The 18,052-nt window shown below is 62.8% G+C and carries 23 protein-coding genes and 1 tRNA gene; 18 read left to right on the forward strand and 6 right to left on the reverse strand.

The window, feature by feature from the left end; translation table 11 throughout:
* Positions 1–13 precede the first annotated feature (13 nt).
* From RGQ15_RS10200 to RGQ15_RS10270, 15 genes are read left to right on the forward strand one after another with little or no spacing between them, the layout of a single operon-like run.
* Positions 14–1,177, forward strand: a complete 1,164-nt coding sequence (locus RGQ15_RS10200; RefSeq protein ID WP_311160110.1) for a phage portal protein — start codon at positions 14–16, stop codon at positions 1,175–1,177.
* Entirely contained in the window at positions 1,164–1,550 is a 387-nt protein-coding gene (locus tag RGQ15_RS10205; protein ID WP_311160111.1) for a hypothetical protein, read from the forward strand. The genes RGQ15_RS10200 and RGQ15_RS10205 overlap by 14 nt, the downstream gene beginning before the upstream one ends.
* Positions 1,550–3,073, forward strand: coding sequence for a phage major capsid protein (locus RGQ15_RS10210; protein WP_311160112.1), 1,524 nt, complete (start codon positions 1,550–1,552; stop codon positions 3,071–3,073). The genes RGQ15_RS10205 and RGQ15_RS10210 overlap by 1 nt, the downstream gene beginning before the upstream one ends.
* A gap of 12 nt (positions 3,074–3,085) precedes the next feature.
* Positions 3,086–3,466, forward strand: a complete 381-nt coding sequence (locus RGQ15_RS10215; RefSeq protein ID WP_311160113.1) for a hypothetical protein — start codon at positions 3,086–3,088, stop codon at positions 3,464–3,466.
* On the forward strand, positions 3,466–3,846 hold the full coding sequence (locus RGQ15_RS10220; RefSeq protein WP_311160114.1) for an HNH endonuclease signature motif containing protein: 381 nt from the start codon (positions 3,466–3,468) through the stop codon (positions 3,844–3,846). The genes RGQ15_RS10215 and RGQ15_RS10220 overlap by 1 nt, the downstream gene beginning before the upstream one ends.
* A complete protein-coding gene (locus RGQ15_RS10225; RefSeq protein ID WP_311160116.1) occupies positions 3,843–4,322 on the forward strand; it encodes a hypothetical protein in 480 nt (159 codons plus the stop codon). Before RGQ15_RS10220 ends, RGQ15_RS10225 begins: the two co-directional genes overlap by 4 nt.
* Positions 4,323–4,325: 3 nt before the next feature.
* Positions 4,326–4,781 carry a hypothetical protein gene (locus RGQ15_RS10230; protein WP_311160117.1) on the forward strand — a complete coding sequence of 152 codons (456 nt, stop codon included), beginning with the start codon at positions 4,326–4,328 and terminating at the stop codon, positions 4,779–4,781.
* A 1-nt stretch (position 4,782) separates the two neighbouring features.
* Positions 4,783–5,112: a head-tail connector protein gene (locus tag RGQ15_RS10235; protein WP_311160118.1), complete on the forward strand. Its 330-nt coding sequence runs from the start codon at positions 4,783–4,785 to the stop codon at positions 5,110–5,112.
* On the forward strand, positions 5,112–5,534 hold the full coding sequence (locus RGQ15_RS10240) for an HK97-gp10 family putative phage morphogenesis protein (protein ID WP_311160119.1): 423 nt from the start codon (positions 5,112–5,114) through the stop codon (positions 5,532–5,534). Before RGQ15_RS10235 ends, RGQ15_RS10240 begins: the two co-directional genes overlap by 1 nt.
* Entirely contained in the window at positions 5,531–5,938 is a 408-nt protein-coding gene (locus tag RGQ15_RS10245) for a DUF3168 domain-containing protein (RefSeq protein ID WP_311160120.1), read from the forward strand. The genes RGQ15_RS10240 and RGQ15_RS10245 overlap by 4 nt, the downstream gene beginning before the upstream one ends.
* Entirely contained in the window at positions 5,935–6,252 is a 318-nt protein-coding gene (locus tag RGQ15_RS10250) for a head-tail adaptor protein (protein ID WP_311160121.1), read from the forward strand. Before RGQ15_RS10245 ends, RGQ15_RS10250 begins: the two co-directional genes overlap by 4 nt.
* Positions 6,249–6,638 carry a phage terminase small subunit P27 family gene (locus RGQ15_RS10255; RefSeq protein ID WP_311160122.1) on the forward strand — a complete coding sequence of 130 codons (390 nt, stop codon included), beginning with the start codon at positions 6,249–6,251 and terminating at the stop codon, positions 6,636–6,638. The genes RGQ15_RS10250 and RGQ15_RS10255 overlap by 4 nt, the downstream gene beginning before the upstream one ends.
* Entirely contained in the window at positions 6,638–8,290 is a 1,653-nt protein-coding gene (locus RGQ15_RS10260; RefSeq protein WP_311160123.1) for a terminase large subunit, read from the forward strand. Before RGQ15_RS10255 ends, RGQ15_RS10260 begins: the two co-directional genes overlap by 1 nt.
* Positions 8,291–8,299: 9 nt before the next feature.
* The gene (locus RGQ15_RS10265; protein ID WP_311160124.1) at positions 8,300–10,738 is read left to right on the forward strand and encodes a phage tail tape measure protein; all 2,439 of its coding nucleotides are present in this window, start codon (positions 8,300–8,302) and stop codon (positions 10,736–10,738) included.
* On the forward strand, positions 10,738–11,091 hold the full coding sequence (locus tag RGQ15_RS10270) for a phage tail assembly chaperone (protein ID WP_311160125.1): 354 nt from the start codon (positions 10,738–10,740) through the stop codon (positions 11,089–11,091). Before RGQ15_RS10265 ends, RGQ15_RS10270 begins: the two co-directional genes overlap by 1 nt.
* Before the next feature lie 233 nt (positions 11,092–11,324).
* Here the strand turns inward: RGQ15_RS10270 and RGQ15_RS10275 are convergent, their stop codons facing one another.
* The 3 genes from RGQ15_RS10275 to RGQ15_RS10285 all read right to left on the reverse strand — a co-directional run bounded on the left by RGQ15_RS10275 (position 11,325) and on the right by RGQ15_RS10285 (position 12,596).
* A complete protein-coding gene (locus RGQ15_RS10275; protein WP_311160126.1) occupies positions 11,325–11,717 on the reverse strand; it encodes a hypothetical protein in 393 nt (130 codons plus the stop codon).
* 311 nt (positions 11,718–12,028) lie between these two features.
* Positions 12,029–12,397, reverse strand: coding sequence for a hypothetical protein (locus RGQ15_RS10280; protein WP_311160127.1), 369 nt, complete (start codon positions 12,395–12,397; stop codon positions 12,029–12,031).
* 10 nt (positions 12,398–12,407) lie between these two features.
* Positions 12,408–12,596, reverse strand: a complete 189-nt coding sequence (locus RGQ15_RS10285) for a hypothetical protein (RefSeq protein WP_311160128.1) — start codon at positions 12,594–12,596, stop codon at positions 12,408–12,410.
* 440 nt (positions 12,597–13,036) lie between these two features.
* Here RGQ15_RS10285 and RGQ15_RS10290 point away from each other — a divergent pair, with 440 nt between their 5' ends.
* A complete protein-coding gene (locus tag RGQ15_RS10290) occupies positions 13,037–13,327 on the forward strand; it encodes a hypothetical protein (RefSeq protein WP_311160129.1) in 291 nt (96 codons plus the stop codon).
* 133 nt (positions 13,328–13,460) lie between these two features.
* Here the strand turns inward: RGQ15_RS10290 and RGQ15_RS10295 are convergent.
* The 3 genes from RGQ15_RS10295 to RGQ15_RS10305 form a co-directional block, all read right to left on the reverse strand.
* Positions 13,461–13,550 (reverse strand) — tRNA-Ser (locus RGQ15_RS10295).
* 66 nt (positions 13,551–13,616) lie between these two features.
* Positions 13,617–14,915 carry an NAD-dependent dihydropyrimidine dehydrogenase subunit PreA gene (gene preA / locus RGQ15_RS10300; RefSeq protein WP_311160130.1) on the reverse strand — a complete coding sequence of 433 codons (1,299 nt, stop codon included), beginning with the start codon at positions 14,913–14,915 and terminating at the stop codon, positions 13,617–13,619.
* On the reverse strand, positions 14,908–16,254 hold the full coding sequence (locus RGQ15_RS10305) for an NAD(P)-dependent oxidoreductase (RefSeq protein ID WP_311160131.1): 1,347 nt from the start codon (positions 16,252–16,254) through the stop codon (positions 14,908–14,910). Before RGQ15_RS10305 ends, preA begins: the two co-directional genes overlap by 8 nt.
* A 205-nt stretch (positions 16,255–16,459) precedes the next feature.
* On the opposite strand from RGQ15_RS10305, the gene RGQ15_RS10310 reads away from it, so the two are divergent.
* Positions 16,460–17,713 carry a hypothetical protein gene (locus tag RGQ15_RS10310; RefSeq protein ID WP_311160133.1) on the forward strand — a complete coding sequence of 418 codons (1,254 nt, stop codon included), beginning with the start codon at positions 16,460–16,462 and terminating at the stop codon, positions 17,711–17,713.
* Entirely contained in the window at positions 17,637–17,993 is a 357-nt protein-coding gene (locus RGQ15_RS10315) for a hypothetical protein (protein WP_311160134.1), read from the forward strand. Before RGQ15_RS10310 ends, RGQ15_RS10315 begins: the two co-directional genes overlap by 77 nt.
* Positions 17,994–18,052 lie beyond the last annotated feature (59 nt).

Genomic DNA, 18,052 nt, shown 5'->3' on the forward strand with positions numbered 1-18,052 from the left:
GCCGGATCAGGCGTTGCTGGCGGCTTTCGGCCTGACCGAGGCGACCTCCACCGGCATCGTGGTGTCCCAAACGGACGCAATGCAGGTGCCCGTGGTGGCGAATGCGATCCAGCTGATCTCCGAGGCGGTGGCCTCGCTGGATATCTACGTGAAGCGCATCGAGGGCGAGACCGAGATCGATGTGCCCGACCATCCCCTTCTCAGCCTGCTGCGCAACGAGTCGAACGACTGGACATCCGGCTTCGAGATGATCCGGCAGATCGTCAGGGACGCCCTGATGGATGACCGTGGCGGGCTGGCTTGGGTGAACCGCATCGGTGGCGAGCCGCGCGAGATCATCCGCTACCGCCGCGCGGTGCTGCAATTCGACATCGACCTGGAAACCGGCGAGCGGAAATACAACCTCGGCAATCGGCCCATCGTGGCGCGCGACGTGATCCACCTGCTGCCGCCTCTGGAACGGTCGCCGCTGACCCTGGCCCGTGAGGCGATCGGGATTGCCTTGGCGCTCGACCGTCACGCGGCCAAGCTCTTCGGCCGTGGTGCCCGTCCTTCCGGCGCGCTGCTGATCCCGAAGGGCATGGGCGAAGAAGCGATCAAGGCCGCTCGGGCTGCTTGGCGTGTCGCACATGAGGGCGAGGATCAGGGCCGAACCGCCTTCCTGTTCGACGGGATGACCTTCGAGCCGTTCACGTTCAACTCGACCGATGCGCAGTTTCTCGAAAACCGCCGCTTCCAGATCGAGGAGATCGCCCGCTGCTTCAATATCCCTGCCCCGATGGTCGGCGACCTGAGCCGGGCGACCTGGAGCAATAGCGAGCAGAAGGGCCGCGAGTTCCTGAGCTACACCTTGGAACCTTGGCTTCGTGGCCTCGAAGGGGCGCTGCGCCGCGCCCTGTTCAATGACCAAGAACGTCAGAACCACGTCATCCGCTTCGATCGCGACGACCTGACGCGGGCGGATCTCGCCACGCGCGCCACGACCATCAACAGCCTCATCGCCAGCCAGACCATCAACCCCAACGAGGGCCGGGAATGGCTTGGCCTGCCGCCCCGCGATGGCGGTGACGAGTTCCTGAACCCGAACATCAGCGCGGCGAAACCTGAGCCTGCCACAGGTTCTGCCGATCCGCTCAAATCTGAGCGCAACCCCGAGGACGACAATGCAACTGAATGACATTCTCGCCGATGCGCAGGATCAGGACCGGGGGCGGGATTTCGACCTGCTCGACCCTGTGACCGGCAAGACGATCGGCATCACGCTTCGCATCGCGGGACCGGACAGCGCCACGCAAGCGCGCGCCCGGCTTCAGATGGTCGATGACCTGGCCGAAATGGCGGATGACGAAGGCCGGGTGTCCGCGATCAGCCGCGAAAAGGCCCGGCTCAATTCGCTGGCCCGCTGCGTGCTGGGCTGGAATGTCCAAGAGGACGGCGAGCAGGTTCCCTTCACCCATGCCAATGTCCTGCGCTTCCTCAAGGCGGCGCTCTGGGTGCAGCAGCAGGTCGATGGCTTTGCCTCTGACCGCGCCGCTTTCAGGGGGCGCTGATGGACCGGATCGAAATCAAGGCGCAGATCAGCGTGGACGAGGCAGGCGCGATCACCGGCATCGCGTGGCCTTTCGGCTCGGCTGACCGCGTGGGCGACGTGATCGAGCGTGGCGCTTTCTCCAAGGCCCTGCCGCCCCTGCCGATGCTCGCCAGCCACGATCAGAAGGACACGGTCGGCGTCTGGGACGAGATCGCAGAAACCTCCGAGGGTCTGACCGTCAAGGGACGGCTTCTCGTCAACGATGTGCAGCGTGCGGCCGAGGTTCGCTCGCTGATCCAGGCAGGTGCGCTTCGCGGCCTGTCGATTGGCTTTGCCTCTCGCAAGGCCCTGCCGCGCAAGGGCGGCGGTCGCGTGATCAGCGACCTCGAACTTCTCGAAATCAGCGTGGTGGCGGTGCCTGCCCATCCCGGCGCGCGGATCACGTCAGCAAAGGAAATGGACATGACGGACACCACCGAAACCCCGGACATTGCGGCGCTGGAAGCCAAGATGACCGAACTGGAGAAGAAGGCCGACCCCTCGGCGCTCGTCGCGCGTCTCGACAAGATCGAGGCGAAGATGAACCGCCCGCAGGGTGAGACCAAGGCCGAGAACGAACCCACCGAAGAGCGCAAGGCATTTGCCAATTACCTGCGTCTCGGCGGCCAGATCCCCGAAGCCGATCGCAAGGCCCTGATCGTCGCCAGCGACCCGCAAGGCGGCTATCTGGCCCCGCCGGAACTGTCCTCGGAGATCATTCGCGACCTGATCGAGTTCTCGCCGATCCGTTCGGTCTCTTCGGTTCGCTCGACCAGCGCGCCCTCGGTCGTCTACCCGACGCGCGGCGACACCACCAATGCCCGCTGGGTGGGTGAGACGCAGACCCGCACAGAGTCGGATATCAGCTTCGGCCAGAAGGAACTGGAGCCGAAAGAGCTTGCCACCTTCGTGGATATCTCGAACCGCCTGCTGCAAGACGCGCCGCAGGCCGAAACCGAAGTGCGCCTCGCCCTCGCCGAGGACTTCGGACAGAAAGAGGCGACGGCCTTCGTCTGGGGCGAGGGTGTGCTGGAACCCGAAGGCTTCATGGTCAACGAGGACATTCTCAGCACGGCGAACGGCCACGCCACGAACCTCTCGGCAGATGCCCTGATCACGCTGCTCTATGCGCTGCCCGCGACCTATCGCAATCGCGGCGCCTGGGCGATGAACGGCACCACGCTTGGCGTCCTGCGCAAGCTGAAGGATGGACAGGGCAACTTCCTGTGGCAGCCGAGCTATCAGGCGGGCCAGCCCGAAACCATCCTCGGTCGCCCGGTGGTGGAAATGGTGGACATGCCCGATGTCGAGGCAGACGCCTTCCCGATCATCTACGGCGACTTCTCGGCCTACCGGATCATCGACCGCACGCAGATGTCGGTCCTTGTCGATCCCTACACCCGCGCCACGAACGGCATCACCCGCATTCACGCGACCCGGCGTGTCGGCGGCGGTGTGCTGCAAGCCGCGCGCTTCCGCAAACTTCGCATGGCGACCAGCTGAGGAGCATGACCGATGCGTGACCTTTACTCGAACATCGCGGCCTTCCAGGCGCTCGCCCCGGCCGTTCAGACCGCAGCAGCGCAAGGCCCGGCGATCGATCTGCTTGGCGCGGGCCGCGTGGCCTTCGTGGTCAACACCGGGGCCATTGCCGGTTCCGGCGACTTCGGAGCGACCCTACAGGAAAGCGATGACGGTTCGACCGGCTGGACCGCAGTTGCAGCCGACGAAATGGACAGCAACGCCCCGGCCACGCTGGCGGCGACGAGCGTCTACCGGCTCGGCTATCGCGGCTACAAGCGCTATGTCCGCTTCTCCCTGACCCGGGCCAGCGGCACCAGCATCGCGGCAGGCGCAACGGCGATCATCTCGCCCTACAGCCGCCCGGCCGCCTGATGCCGGCGCGCGCGCCTCGCCTGTGTTCGTGCGGCAAGCAGGTGCCTTCGGGCAGCCGCTGCGCGTGCCAGGCGAAGCGTGACGCGGCCCGCAAGGCCAAGTTCGACAAGGCCCGGCCGTCCAGCAGCCAACGCGGTTACACGCGGGAATGGGAGCGGGCCAGCAAGGCCTTTCTGGAACGCTGCCCCTACTGCTCGCGCTGCGGCAAGTATCTCGACCTGAGCAAGCCCCGCGCGGCCGTGGTCGATCACAAGATCCCGCACCGAGGCGACCAGAAGCTCTTCTGGGACAAGACCAACTGGTCCCGCCTCTGCACTCCCTGTCATTCCGGCGCGAAGCAACGTGAGGAGCGCCGTCATTCTGGAAAGGTTCAGCAATGACCATCTACGCAACGAACGGCACGCGCATCTACATTGGTGCTGCTCTCGCCGCCAAATCCAGCGACTTCATTCTCTCGGACTTCCCGACCACCGGCTGGGTGGAAATCGGCGAGACCGAGGGCCTTGGCACGGTCGGCGACACCTCGGCCGAGATCGCCTTCGACGGCATCAACTCGTCGCGCACCCGACGCCTCAAGGGCACGCGCAATGCGGGCACGATGGAGATCGTCTGCGGCATCGACCCCGACGACCTCGGGCAGGCAGCGGTGATCGCGGCGGAAAAGACCCCGCATGACTATGCAATCAAGATGGTGCTGAACGATGCGCCGGCCGGTGGCACGCCGTCGGAGCGCTACTTCGTCGCCAAGGTCGCGGCAGCCACCGAGCAATATGACAGCGCCAACTCGGTGATGAAGCTGAACATCTCGCTTTGGGTGAACTCGAACATCGTCAAGGTTGACGCGGCCGAGGCCTAAGCCGTGCTTTACCCGACCGCTGGCACACGCTTCTTCATCGCAGACGCCCCCGCGCTCGAACCGGGGGCGCTGCCCGCGTCTGGCTGGGTCGAGATCGGAGAGACCGAGGCGCTGGGGCTGGTCGGCATCGAATGGGAAATGGCGGAAGCCGACCTGGCGCATATGGCCGGTGGTGCGGGCAATGTCATCGCCCATGCCAAGCAATCACGCCGGACGCTGCCAATGCAGATCATCCTGGGCAACGATCCCGAGGACGTGGGGCAGATCCTGCTCTGGCAGGCGGCGCACGCGGTCGAGCATTACCCGTTCCGCCTGTTGATGCCGGACGGCGTTCGGAGCCGAAGCTGGTTCGCGCTCGTCACTGCGATTTCCGAAGTCTTCGATGCCGCCAACTCGGTGATGAAGCTGCAGGTCGATCTCCAGCCGCATCACGCGCCCATCACACGATCGGAGGCCTGACATGCCCGACAGCCTTATCCCGCTCGGCGAACTGAAGAACCAACTCGGCCTCACCTCCGATCAGGATGACGATGACGGCCTGATTCAGTCGAAGATCGATGCGGCCGAAAACCATATCGACCGGCTGCTCGGCTACCGGATGCGCGAGCGCTTCCCCGTCACCAACGCCGGGGACCCGGTGGCGTCGAACGTGCCTGCCTCGCTCCTTGAAGCCGTGAGGCAGCTTGCCGCGTGGTGGTTCGAGAACCGCGAGGCCGCGACCGACATGAACCGCGTCCTGCCCTTCGGCGTGACCGATCTGATCAACGAATATCGCGAGTGGACCTTCTGATGGCTGATGACGGTGGCCTTGCCCGGTTCCAGCAGCGCATGGAAGCAATTCCCCGCGCAGCGCGTCAGGCGGTGAAGCCTGCTCTGGTCAAAGCCGCGAACGGTGTGGCCGAGATCCAGCGCGGACTTGCCCCGGACGATCCCGCAACGAGCGCGCCTGACCTCAAGTCGAGTATTGTCGTGACCGGGCCGGGAGAGGCGACCCCTGCTTATTCGCAGCCGGGCGGGTCGGTGATCGTGCAGCCGAACCAGGCGCTGATCACCGTGGGCAACACCGATGTGCGCTATCCGCACCTTCAGGAATACGGCACCTCGCATCACGCGGCGCAGCCTTTCTTCTGGCCGGGCTTCCGCCTCGGTCGCAAACGCGCCATGAGCAGCATCAAGCGGGCGATCGGCAAGGCAATCAGGGAGGCGAAATGAGCGTCGATCTCGAAGTGCAGAAAGCCATTCGCGCGCGCCTGACGACCTTCGGCGTGGGCGTGACCCCGGCGCAGATCCTCGACAGCAACCAACGCCCTTCGGTGCTGCCCGCGATCCTTCTGGGTGACAGTCAGGCCGTGGACGAGGAAACCAGCCTGCGCCGCACGCATACCCGCGTCTATCACACGCTGCATGTCTGGAAGAAGGAACCCTCGCTGGAAGGCGTGAAGGTGATTGCCGGGAACATCCGGCGCGCGATCCATTCCGCCCGGCTGACGCTTGCCCCGGGGCTGCATTGCGCCGATGCCCTGGTGTCCTCGATGCGCTTCCTGCGCGATCCCGATGGCGAGCATTCGCACGGGGTGGTCGTGGTCGAGGTGCTTGTGTCGGAGGCGGTGGCATGAGGTCGGGCACGCTTATTGAAACCATCCGCATCGAGCGGGCCACCACGGACATCAACGATGCCGGGACGCCGGTCGAGATCTGGGGCCGGGTGGCCGAGCTTCGCGCCGAACGGGTGGACCAGAGCACCGAGGAGTTCATTCGCGGCTTTGGCGCCAGCGACGAGGAACTGGTGATCTTCCGCGCCCGCAACTTCGACGGCATCACCCCGAAGCACCGGCTCGTCTGGAAAGGCCAGCCCTTCAACATCAAGCAGGTGACGCCGATCGGGCGCCGCAAGGGCGTGGAACTGCGCTGCGTGAGGTGGCCGGGATGAAGGGCACCAAGCCTCAGATGCGGCAAGATGACGACGCAATCTTGCGTTCTCTCACCGCGCCCGACTGGCTGGCCGAGGAAGCCCGCAAGGAATGGGACCGGGTGATGCCGATCCTGACCGAGCGCCGCATCTTGACCGATGCCGATCTCGGGGGCCTGGAGAATTACTGCATCTGCATCGGCCGGGTGCGCGATACCGAAGCCAAGATCCAGTCCGAAGAAGATGCCGAGATGATGCTGAAGCTGATCCGGGTGCAGGACAAGGCGATGGCCTCGGCGCGGCAGCTTGCCGCCGAACTGGGCCTCACGCCCGTGTCACGCTCGCGCCCCGCGATCCGTGAGGACGAGGACCAGGACGACAGCCCGAACCCGCTGGGGCTTCTCTGATGGCCGGCACCTTCCCGGAATGGATCTATGACGGCTCGGAGATCCCGGACCCTTACGGCCATGGCGAACGGGCGGTGCAGTTCCTGCGCGCCCTGCGGCATCCGAAGTCGATCCTGCCGCACCGTGCTTTCCAGCTGGACCCGTGGCAGGAACGGATCGTGCGCCGGATCTACGGCCCGCGCCACGAGGACGGCACGCGCATCGTCAACACGGTGGCCTTGCTCCTGCCGCGCGGCAACAGAAAGACCTCTCTATCGGCGGCTCTGGCGCTCCTGCACACCATCGGCCCTGAGCGCAGGCCGGGCGGCGAGGCGATCTTTGCCGCAGCCGATCGCAAGCAGGCCGGCATCGGCTTTCGCGAGGCGGCGGGCATCATCCGCGAAGACAAGCGGCTGGTCTCGGCGGTCAATATCTATGACGCGCATAACGCGCCGAAGAAGCTGCTCTATCGCAAGGAAGCATCCTATCTGGAGGTGATCTCCGGGGATGGCGGGCCGCAGCATGGCCGGACGCCCGGCTTCGTGCTGGCCGACGAGATCCATATCTGGAAGGGCCGCGATCTCTGGGAAGCCCTGACCACCGGGCTTGAGAAGATCGATGACAGCTTGCTTGTCGTCGCCTCGACGGCCGGGCGGGGGCAGGACAATCTCGCCTGGGAGTTCTTTGAGGACGCCCGCAATGTCGCGCGGGGCAAGGTCGATGATCCGTCCATCCTGCCCATTCTGTTCGAGGCCGAGCGCCGCGAGGATTGGGAAGACGAGGAACTTTGGCACCGGGTGAACCCCGGCTTGCAGCATGGCTATCCGAGCCTTGCGGGCTTCCGGCGCCACGCCAAGCGCTCGCAGCGCAGCGTGGGCGACCGGCAATCCTTCAAGCAGTTGAAGCTGAACATCTGGCTCGACGCTTCGACCGATCCCTTCGTGGACATGGATATCTACGATGCCGGGGCCAAGGACTTCGATCTGGACGCGCTCAGGGATGAACCCTGCTGGCTGGCGGTGGACCTGTCCTCGACCGTGGACCTCTCGGTGATCGTCGCCTGCTGGCGCCGGGCCGAGGGCTATGTCGTCAAGCCGTGGTTCTTCTGCCCGCTGGAGGCAATCGACAAGACCGACGACGGCCCTCTGGACGATGACGACGGCATCAGCGCGCGCGAGGATCGTTCCGGGGCGCCGTATCAGGCGTGGCACGAGGAAGGGCTGATCACCGCCACCGAAGGCAGCGTCATCGACTATCAGGAGATCGAGACCAAGATCATCGACCTCTGCGCCGAATTGAACGTGCAGGAGATCGCCTTCGACCCGCACATGGCGCGGCAGGTGCAGCCGAAGATCCTGGAGGCCGGTTTGCCGGCGGTGGACTTCCGGCAGGTGCCTTCGCTCATGATGCCTGCGGTCCTCGAACTGGAGCGGGCACTGCTCGGTGGCGAGTTCTTCCACGGCGGGCACCCGGTGCTGCGGCACTGCTTTGCCAATGTCGTGGTGAAGCGCAACGACCACGGCCATGTCGTGAAGTTCACCAAGCCCAAGCGCTGGCTTTCGATCGATGGCGCGGTGGCCTCGGCCATGGCTGTGGCCCGCGCCTCCACCAATGAAAACGCCCTGACGACCAGCGCTAGCTGGTTCACCGAAGACCTTTGGTCGCCCGTATAGGAGGCAAATATGGCAGATGACGAACGCCTTGTGGTGGCCCTAGAGGCGCGCATCAACCAGTTCGAGAAGTCGATGCAACGCGCCAACCAGGTGGGCACGCGGACCTATCAGGGGCTGCGCCGTGGCTCGCGCTCGGCAACCCGGCAGATGGAACAGGACATGGCCCGCTCTGCCGCGAATATCCGGCAATCGGTCGCCAGCGTGGCGGGCAGCGTGGGCAGCCTCGGCAAGGCTCTGGCCGGGGGCTTTCTCGGCGGTGTTGCGGTGGGTGGTCTGGCCGAGGTGGTCGGCAGTTCGCGTGAGGTGGTGCGCGGCATGGCCGAGATCGGCAACGAGGCCAAGCGTGCCGGCATCTCGGCGCAGGCCTTCCAGGAATGGAAATACGTGGCCGATCAGAACCGGATCAGCGTCGATGCGCTGGTGGACGGCTTCAAGGAACTCTCGCTGCGTGCCGACGAGTTCATAACGACCGGTGTTGGCCCTGCGGCAGAGGCTTTCGGGCGTCTCGGATTTCGTGCCGAAGACCTGAAGAAGAAGCTCAAGGACCCCTCGGCCCTGATGCTGGAAATCATGCAGCGGCTCGAAGGGCTGGATAAGGCGGCACAGATCCGCATTGCCGATGAGATCTTCGGCGGCACGGGTGGCGAACGCTTCGTGGAACTGCTCGGGCAAGGCGAAGGCGCGCTGCGCGACACCATCGCCCGCGCGCACGAGACCGGCGCCGTCTTCGATGACGAATTGATTGCCCGGGCCGAGGATCTCGACCGGCGCTTCCGCGACTTGCAGACCAGCGCGAGCAGCTTCTTCAAGCGGGTGATTGTCGAGGCGGCGGAAGCTGCGGTGGAAATCACCGACCTGCGCGCGAAGCTCGATGAGATCTTCGACAACGAGAAACAGGGCCGCGCGATCCTTGGCGACGAGGTATTCGACGCGCTGGAACGCAACCGGGATGCGGTGGACGGGAACGCCGTCGCGCTCGGCACCCTCGAAGGCCAGTATCAATCCCTGACCGAGGAAGCGACCTCGGCCGGAATGGCGATGCGTGACGCGATCGGCAAGCTCGATGCCTGGGGCTATGACGGTGCTGCCGATGCCCTGCGCCAGATCTCGGCCGAGATGGACGAGGTGGTGCGATCCTTCCGCGAGGGTGAAATCAGCGGCGACGACTTCGCCGTGAAACTCGGCGATCTCCAGTCGAAGGCGCGGGAGGCCTTTGAGGAACTGGAAGCCGGGGAGCGCGTGAGCTTCGAGGGTGTCATCAGCCAGCTTGGCAGGCTCGGCGGGGTGATCTCGGGCATCATCTCCCTCGCGAACCAGATGAAGAACGCGCTCGCCAGTGCGGCCGGTGTCTCGGCGGATCAGACGAGCCTCAAGGCCATGCGCGACCGTCACGCGGCCGAGCAGGCATCCATGGACAGCGCCGAAGCGATGACCGAGGCGAATGACAAGTTCACGGCGTCTGAAGAGGCGCGGAACTCCGCGACCAAGGAACAGGTCGCCCTCGAACGCGAAATGGCCGAGGTGCGCAAGCGGGCCAAGGAGATGGGCGCGACGCTGACCGACGCCGAGGTGCAGAGCTTTGCCCAATCGGCGCTCGCAGGCGATGCGACCCGATCCGCGTCCGGCAAGAAGGGCGGCGGATCGAAGGGCAAGAGCAAGGGCAGCGACAGCCTCAAGGGCTTCGACCGTGACGTGCAGCAGATCAAGGAACGCACGGATGCGCTGATCATCGAGGCGCAGGTGCTCACGGCAGCCGCTGCGAGCGGCGAGACCTATGGCGACGTGATGGCCTATGCCAGCGAGAAGGCCCGGCTCTTGGCAGCAGCGCAGGAAGAGGGACGCGCGATCACGCCGGAACTGGTGGCGCAGATTGACCAGTTGGCACAGGCCTATGCCCGCGCGGGGCAAAGCGCCGAGGATGCGGCCGATCGCCTGAAGCAGGTGCAAGAGCAGGGCAAGGCCGGGGCCGATGCCGTCGCCAGCATATTCAGTTCCGCGCTGGAGGGGGCCGACTCAGCGAAAGAGGCGGTGATCCAACTGATCCAGCAGATCATCCAGGTGCAGATCCAGAAGTCGCTGGCAGGCCTCGCGAGCGCGGGCGGCGGCGGTTTCCTCGGCGTGATCGGTTCGCTCCTGTCGATGGATGGTGGCGGCTACACCGGCAACGGTTCCCGCTCTGGTGGCCTCGATGGTAAGGGCGGCTTCCTCGCCGTCATGCACCCGCGCGAGACCGTGACCGACCACACGAAAGGCTCGTCGGGCAGTTCCGGCGGCGGCTCGACCGACGTGCATGTGACGGTCGGCGTGGACCCCAACAGCGGCAACCTGACCGCGTTCGTGGACAAGCGGGCCGGCGCGATCTCCAGCGCGCATCAGCGCCAGACGCTCCAGGTCTCGGAACGCAACGCTGCCGATTGGGTAGCCAATTCAAGGAAAAGGCGGTTCTGATGGACAGGCTCAAGAAGCAACTCTGCGCCGCTGTGAAGGCGTCACTCACCGGCAAGAAGGCATATCCGCCCGAGGCTGGCCGGGACCTGTGGAACGCCTTTCAGGGCCTCTCTGGCACGCGCACCTATAACCCGGCCGGGCCGAACCCGATCCAGCCCTCGGAGATCGCGGCGTGGTGCCAGTTGATGCGCCTGCCGCTGGAGCCGCGGCACGTCGAGATCCTGATCGCGATGGATGCCGCCTGGTTGGATCACGCCTATGCCCGGACCAAGGCGCCGGACGGGGTGAAGGTCCTGCCGCAGATATCTCAGATGCCCATCACAACCGCGCTGCTGGACGCGATGATGGGATGATTAGGGTTGGATGCACCTTATCCCGCCATGGCGGTTGAAGCATCTGGGGTAAGACGGTGAGTGCCCGGTCATGACATGGCCCACAAACCCCGTCACGGCGCAGCCTTCCCTCCAGGGGCGTGGCGCAGGCAGGCACAGTTCATACCTGGGGCTTGCCCGACCGGCTAGGCCGGATGGCCCGCGTTGGGGCAAGGGGCCGGGATGGCGCAGGGGATCTGCGTTCCCGGCTCCGATCATTTGGGGTCTGAGGGCTCTGGTCGCTCATCACTGGAAAGCTGCCGTTCACCTTGCTCGACGGCATCCAATAAGTTTTCCAAGGAGAGTTTGCCGCTCTTGGCCCTCAAAATTGCTGAATCTAAAATTCGCCACGCTATCGCATATCGACGGTAAATTTGCATTGGCTGTACAAATGCAAGAATGGCCGCGCAAAGACCCGCGACAACCCCGAAATACTTGGCGTGTTCCCAATGAAGAGGCGTGAGCGCTCCGCAAACCACACCGACCAGTCCCAAGACGTAATGCACGCGATGCGCGAACTTGAAAACGAATCTCCAGTCATTCGCACGCTTCAGAACCTCGGGCGGAATTTCGAACGGCGGATCTTCCGGTGCATCTAGCGTCAACATGAGTTACCTCCGAGGCTGCGGCATTTCACCTGACGCGGTTATTCCAGCTTCGGTGATCATATAGCCTTCCTCATTCGTCACTGGTGATGAGACCCACCTAACCCATCCCTGCGCGACCATATTTGCCCACGTCACTTTCCCCACTCCCGGAAAGTTTGCCGGGTCTTCTATCGTGTTGATCATGAAGTACCGGAGGGCTTTGGATTCCTTGGGCGTGGGGCGTCTATCCATGACGGTTGCCTCTTGGGTTGCAGGGTGGGGGGTATTTATGGGGCTAGCCCGATAAAGCGTTGCCCTCCGAAGGCCAAGACTCAAGCGGGCGGCTCCCTTTTATCACCGTCAATCACTTTGAGGGCAGGTCTTGGCGCTGCGTTCTCCGCAATAATCTTTTGAATTTCCTGAGAAATGTTTTCAAGTCTCTCGCGAAAAGCAACTGGCTCGTCAACTTCTTCGTCACGCGAGAAGACGACGCTCTTCCATTGAGAAAGCATATCCTCCAGCATAGCCCTCGTTGTTCCTTCTCGTGCATCATCAACTTTGATCATCCATGAAAGAACGGTCCGGGCGGCCAACACTTCGGTTTCGGCCTTATCAAGCCGCTCCGACAGTTTCGATATCTGGTCAGCGAGGTATTGCACTGCCTGATGCAAATTTTCGAAATTAAGCGTTTTCTGAACCATGCCACACTACCTAATTGCTATTCTTTTTTCTGGAAGGCTCTCTTCGCCAATCAACTAAATCAAAGGGATCTACCTCTCGTTCGTCGCCGTCGCGCAGAGTTACCTTGATCTCGCCGTCTTTGATTGTCACGCTCGCTACCTTGACGCCGGAATTTTCCAGCGCCGCGACCAGACGGGCCGCTCGCGTCTCGACTGTCATCGCCAAAGGCGCACCTCAAACTCTGGATAGGTCAAAGATTGAATGCTTCGGCAGGCGCAGAGCAATGTCAAGCGGCCGCCCCGAGGGGCAGACTTGACCATGTCGTCATGTTGGATGTCGCCTAATCGCGGAGCCTGAGAACTCCCGAAGCGGTCCCTTGCCGGGGATGGCGCTTCAACCGCGATAAGAGTGACCAGCCTTGCCGGGCATCGGCCCCTCTGAATATAGCGCGCCCATTTGCCGTGGGCGTGACCGGCACCACTATGCCGGGAGTGCCACGGTTATGCAAGACCCGAAAGGGGAAGGCCGTGGCGCATGTTCTCGCGGACATGTTCTCAGACTCCCGGCGCCAGTGCCGATCGCTGGCATTGGAACTTGTGCAAGAAATTGCCGAAGTTCCCCGGCCCTGAGAAGCCGGTTCAGACCGCGAGTAGAAACCTATGACCCATATGAATCCACCCGACCTGATAGCGCCGACAGAGCGGCTTGATGGTGCTCCCATGCCATGTGAGTTGGAGCAGCACCTTGGCAACATTCAGCACAAAGCGGTGCAACTTGAGGCGATCACCGTGGCAATCGAGGCGATGCTGATCGGAGGAAAGGTCGGACGAAAGATCATCGCCGAACTTAACTCGGTGGCGATCAGCTTCTCCATCGATATCCAGCGCGACCTAGATTCCCTGAGCTCGGTCGTGAAAAACTGTGAGACGGGCAGGTCAGCCTCGAGGTAATGCCCCGTCAAAGGAGGGAACATCCTTCCCGAGCCGTCTCGCATATTCTCAAATCAGGTGGGGGAACAACTGTGGGGACCGGCTGATGATCTGGGTAATTTTTTAAGTAAAATCAACGCATTGCCGGATATGATGGCGGAGGAGGTGGGATTCGAACCCACGGTGGAGTTGCCCCCACGTCGGTTTTCAAGACCGGTGCATTAAACCACTCTGCCACTCCTCCGACCGCACGGAACTAGCGTGAAGCGACAGGATGGGCAAGGGGGCCGGAGCCCCCTTTTCGAGAGTTTCATTCGGCTGCCTGAGCCATGGGATTATTGGGATGGGTCGTCCAGTTTGCATAGGGGCGGACGGGGTTGCCGGTTCTTGCGTCGATCTCGCCGATAGCCAGCTCGCGCATGGTGATGCAATTCTCGACCGGGCAGACGTCAAGGCAAAGATTGCAGGCGACGCATTCCTCTTCCTTGACCGAAAAGACGCGCCCCGGCCCCATCGCGATGGCCTGGTGCGAGGTGTCCTCGCATGCGGCGTAGCAACGGCCGCACTTGATGCAGGCGTCCTGATCGATCACCGCCTTGGTCGTGTAATTGAGGTTCAGGTATTGCCAATCAGTGACATTGGGAACCGCGCGGCCGACGAGATCTGAAAGGCCGATCTCCTTTTCATCGAGATATTCGCGCAGGCCCGAGATCATTTCCTGGACGATCTTGAACCCATAGGTCATGGCGGCAGTGCAGACTTGCACGTTGCCGGCGCCCAGTGCCATGAATTCGGCCGCGTCTCGCCAGGTGGTGATGCCGCCGATGCCGGAGATCGGCAGTCCGGCCGTCGCCGGATTGCGCGCGATCTCGGCCACCATGTTCAGCGCGATCGGTTTCACTGCCGGGCCGCAATATCCGCCGTGGCTGCCCTTGCCGTCGATCGTGGGTTGCGGCGCAAAAAGGTCCAGATCGACCGAGGTGATCGAGTTCACCGTGTTGATCAGGCTGACCGCATCCGCCCCGCCGCGCTTGGCGGCCTCGGCTGGCTTGCGGACATCGGTGATGTTCGGGGTCAGCTTGACGATGCAGGGCATGCGCGAATGCTGTTTGACCCAGCGCGTGACCATCTCGATATATTCCGGGACCTGGCCCACGGCCGAGCCCATGCCGCGTTCGGCCATGCCATGCGGGCAGCCGAAATTCAGCTCGACCCCGTCTGCGCCGGTATCCTCGACCTGCTTCAGGATCGCCTTCCAGCTTTCCTCGTCGCAGGGGACCATCAGGCTGATGACCAGCGCGCGGTCGGGATAGTCCCGCTTGACCGACTTGATCTCGCGCAGATTGACCTCGAGCGGGCGGTCGGTGATCAGCTCGATATTGTTGATGCCGAGAACCCGGCGGTCGGCGCCATAGACGACTCCGTAGCGCGGTCCGTTGACGTTGACGACGGGCGGGCCTTCGCTGCCCAGCGTCTTCCAGACGACGCCGCCCCAGCCGGCCTGGAAGGCACGGCGGACATTCACCTCTTTGTCGGTGGGTGGCGCGGAAGCCAGCCAGAACGGGTTCGGGGATTTGATCCCCACGAAATTCGAGCGCAGATCAGCCATGAGCGGCCCCCATCAGTTTCGCGTGGATATCTTCGGCCGCGTCGCGGCCCTCGGCTACCGCGGTGACGGTCAGGTCGTCGCCGCCCACGGCACAATCCCCCCCGGCCCAGACGCCGGAAAGCGATGTCCGCCCGGGTCCGGTGACGTCGATCTTGCCGCCTGCGACCGCGAGCCCTTCAGGTGCGCCGTCAAGCTTCTGGCCGATCGCGCGCAGAAGCTGATCCGCCGGAAGGCGGAAGCGCTCGCCGGTATCTTCGAGACCGTTCGCGCCTTCGCGGGTAAACATGAACTCGACCTCACGCACCGCCCCGTTGCCATGAACTTTCAGCGGTGCGGCGTTGCAGATGATGCGCACGCCGCTATGGGTGGCATGATCCCGCTCGTGCTGGCTGGCAGACATGCGCTCACGTTCGCGACGATAGACGATCGTGACGTTCTGCGCACCCAGAAGCTTTGCCTGCACCGCAGCATCGACTGCAGTCATGCCGCCGCCGATGACGACGACATCCCTGCCCACGGGAAGGCCGGAGAGATCCTTCGCCTGACGAAGCTCGCGGATGAAGTCGACGGCATGATCGACATTCGCGCGCTCTTCACCCTCGGCTCGCATTGCGTTCACGCCTTGCAGGCCAAGCCCCAGGAAGACGGCATCGTATTCGCTGCGCAGGCTTTCAAGCGTGAAATCGCGCCCCAAGGCCTTGCCGCTTTCAAGGGTGATCCCGCCGATGCCCATGAGCCAGTCGACTTCGCGCGCTGCAAAGCCGTCAACGGCCTTGTAGCTTGCAATTCCATATTCGTTCAGGCCGCCCGCCTTGGGACGCGCGTCGAATACAGTCACGTCATGGCCCTTGGCCGCCAAGCGATGTGCTGCCGAAAGTCCGGCGGGCCCGGCACCGACGACGGCGATGCGCTTGCCCGTTGCCGGGCCGCGTTGGAATGGATGTTCGCCCTGCGCCATCAAGTGGTCGGTCGCATAGCGTTGCAGCGCCCCGATTTCCACCGGCTTGCCTTCGGCCTCCATGCGCACACAGGAACCTTCACACAGGTTCTCGGTCGGGCAGACGCGGGCGCAGATGCCTCCAAGAATATTCTGGTGAAAGATGGTCAGCGCGGCTGCGTCCGCCGTGCCGGTGGCGATCTGGCGGATGAACAAGGGAATGTCGATTGAGGTGGGGCAGGCGGTGACGCAGGGCGCGTCATAGCAGAAATAGCACCTGTCCGCCGCAATGCGCGCCTCGTTCGACTGAAGCGGTGGAGCGACGTCTGTAAAATTCGCGGCGTAGTCGTTCGCGCGCAAACGCCCCGGCACCACGCCGGGCGTGAGCTGGCTGTTGGTCATTGGCATGACCTCCCTGCTTGCTTGTTCTTATGGGAATCAGGCTGACACAGGTCCGTTTTTTTATCAAACGGTCAGATTATTTTTGTGACTGGGTGTGCGCGGTTGTGCTTTGTTGTGCGCAAGGCGCTGATTTCGCAGGCAAACGCTGGACAAGTGACTGTTTTGGAACGACTAAAATCCCCTCGGTTGAGAGGGAGTATTTGGTATGAGTTTCAGCGGAAAAACTGGGCGGAAGCGCGAGCGGCACGTCTTCACAGGCGAAGAAGGGCTGGCGAAGATTCCTTTTGCGAGAAATGCAACCCGAGAAGTGCACCATGATTCGGAGAATGCCGTTCTGAAGGTCTATGCCAACAAGCGGTCGCTTTCGTTCGTGGTCGAGAAGTTCCACAATGGCGAATTCCTCACGAAGAAGCTGGGAGCAGTCGGGAGTTTGTCGCTGGCACAGGCACAGGAACTGGCGACGCAATGGGCGAAGCAGTTCATCGATGGAACTCTCAGTCAGCTTCAGTCAGATGCCGCGATGGAAACGCTGACTCTGGCTGACGGGTTCGCGTTGGCCGTTCAAAACTATGATCGAGCGGCCACGCGCAGCTACTACGCCAGCGTGTGGGCGAACCATCTTGAGCCGAAGTTTGGCAAAAGGCGCATGGTTGAACTGTCAAAGTCAATCGACGAGGTGAAGGCTTGGTATCGCACGATGAAGGAGAAGAACAAGTTCATTGCCGACGCCTGCGTGAAGACGATGAACTCGATCTACCTCCACAGCCGCGACCACTTCCATCACCTCCCGCGTTCGCCTGGACTTTATGCCAAGGACAAGAAGCGCGGGAAATACGTTCCGAAGCGCTATGACATCAGCGAGAGGTCTTTGCACGAACACCACGCTGCGATTGCACGGGCGACAAATGAGCCGGTGAAGCAGGCGTTCCTCGATTTCGTCTATTTCACCGGAATGCGCCCTCGCACGGTGCGCGAGCTACGCTGGTCTTGGTTCATGGAAGGCGACGATTTCCAGCCGGCAGGCTTCCTTGTTCCAGCAGACTTCATGAAAGTTCCGAACGAGTTCTTTTGCCCGCTCACAGACCAACTGCTCGAAGTTATAGCCCGCGTCAGCCACCTCGGTAGCGAGTTCGTATTCCCGTCGCCAAGCACTGGCGGTCGGATTGGCGACTACAAGTTACCTGGCGCATGGCTGGCGTCGCGGCTGCGGAAGCATTTTGCAACCGCCGCACATAAGGTTTTAGGCAACTGGGCAATGGGTGAGGCCCTCATGGCGCATACTTTGCCTGCACTGGGCAAAAGCTACGTCCATCCGACGCATGAAGACCTAGCGGAAGCTGCGGCCAAGGTCCATTCTGTGCTCGCTGCTAAAGGAGGATACCATGAACGAGGAACTGACCGGATGGCCGAAGGAAGGGTCTTGCAGCTCACTTTCCAAGTCGGAGAAGGCGAAGGTTGACCGGACTTCAAATCGCATCGAACTCATGCTGTTGAAGCCTCCGGCGCGCACCGATGCTGAGGCCGTTTCCGCAGAGATTGCTCGTCTCAATGCGCTGGCGGGCCGGAAATGGCTCAGGTCAAAGGAAGCCGCCGAGTTTCTCGGAAAGCAAACAGACGACCAATTGCGGAAATGGCGGCGCATAGGAGGGAAGGGGCCTCCATTCGTAAAGAAGCACGGAAGGATAGAATATCCGCTAGACCTTTTGGTTAAGTGGCGCGAAGAAAACCAAGACGAATAAACCAACCACGGGGCGCATTTGGAAAATCCGATTGCGCCCTTCTTATTTGGCTTGCGGCG

This window comes from Paracoccus sp. MBLB3053, from assembly GCF_031822435.1.
GTDB classification, from domain to species: Bacteria; Pseudomonadota; Alphaproteobacteria; order Rhodobacterales; family Rhodobacteraceae; genus Paracoccus; species Paracoccus aurantius.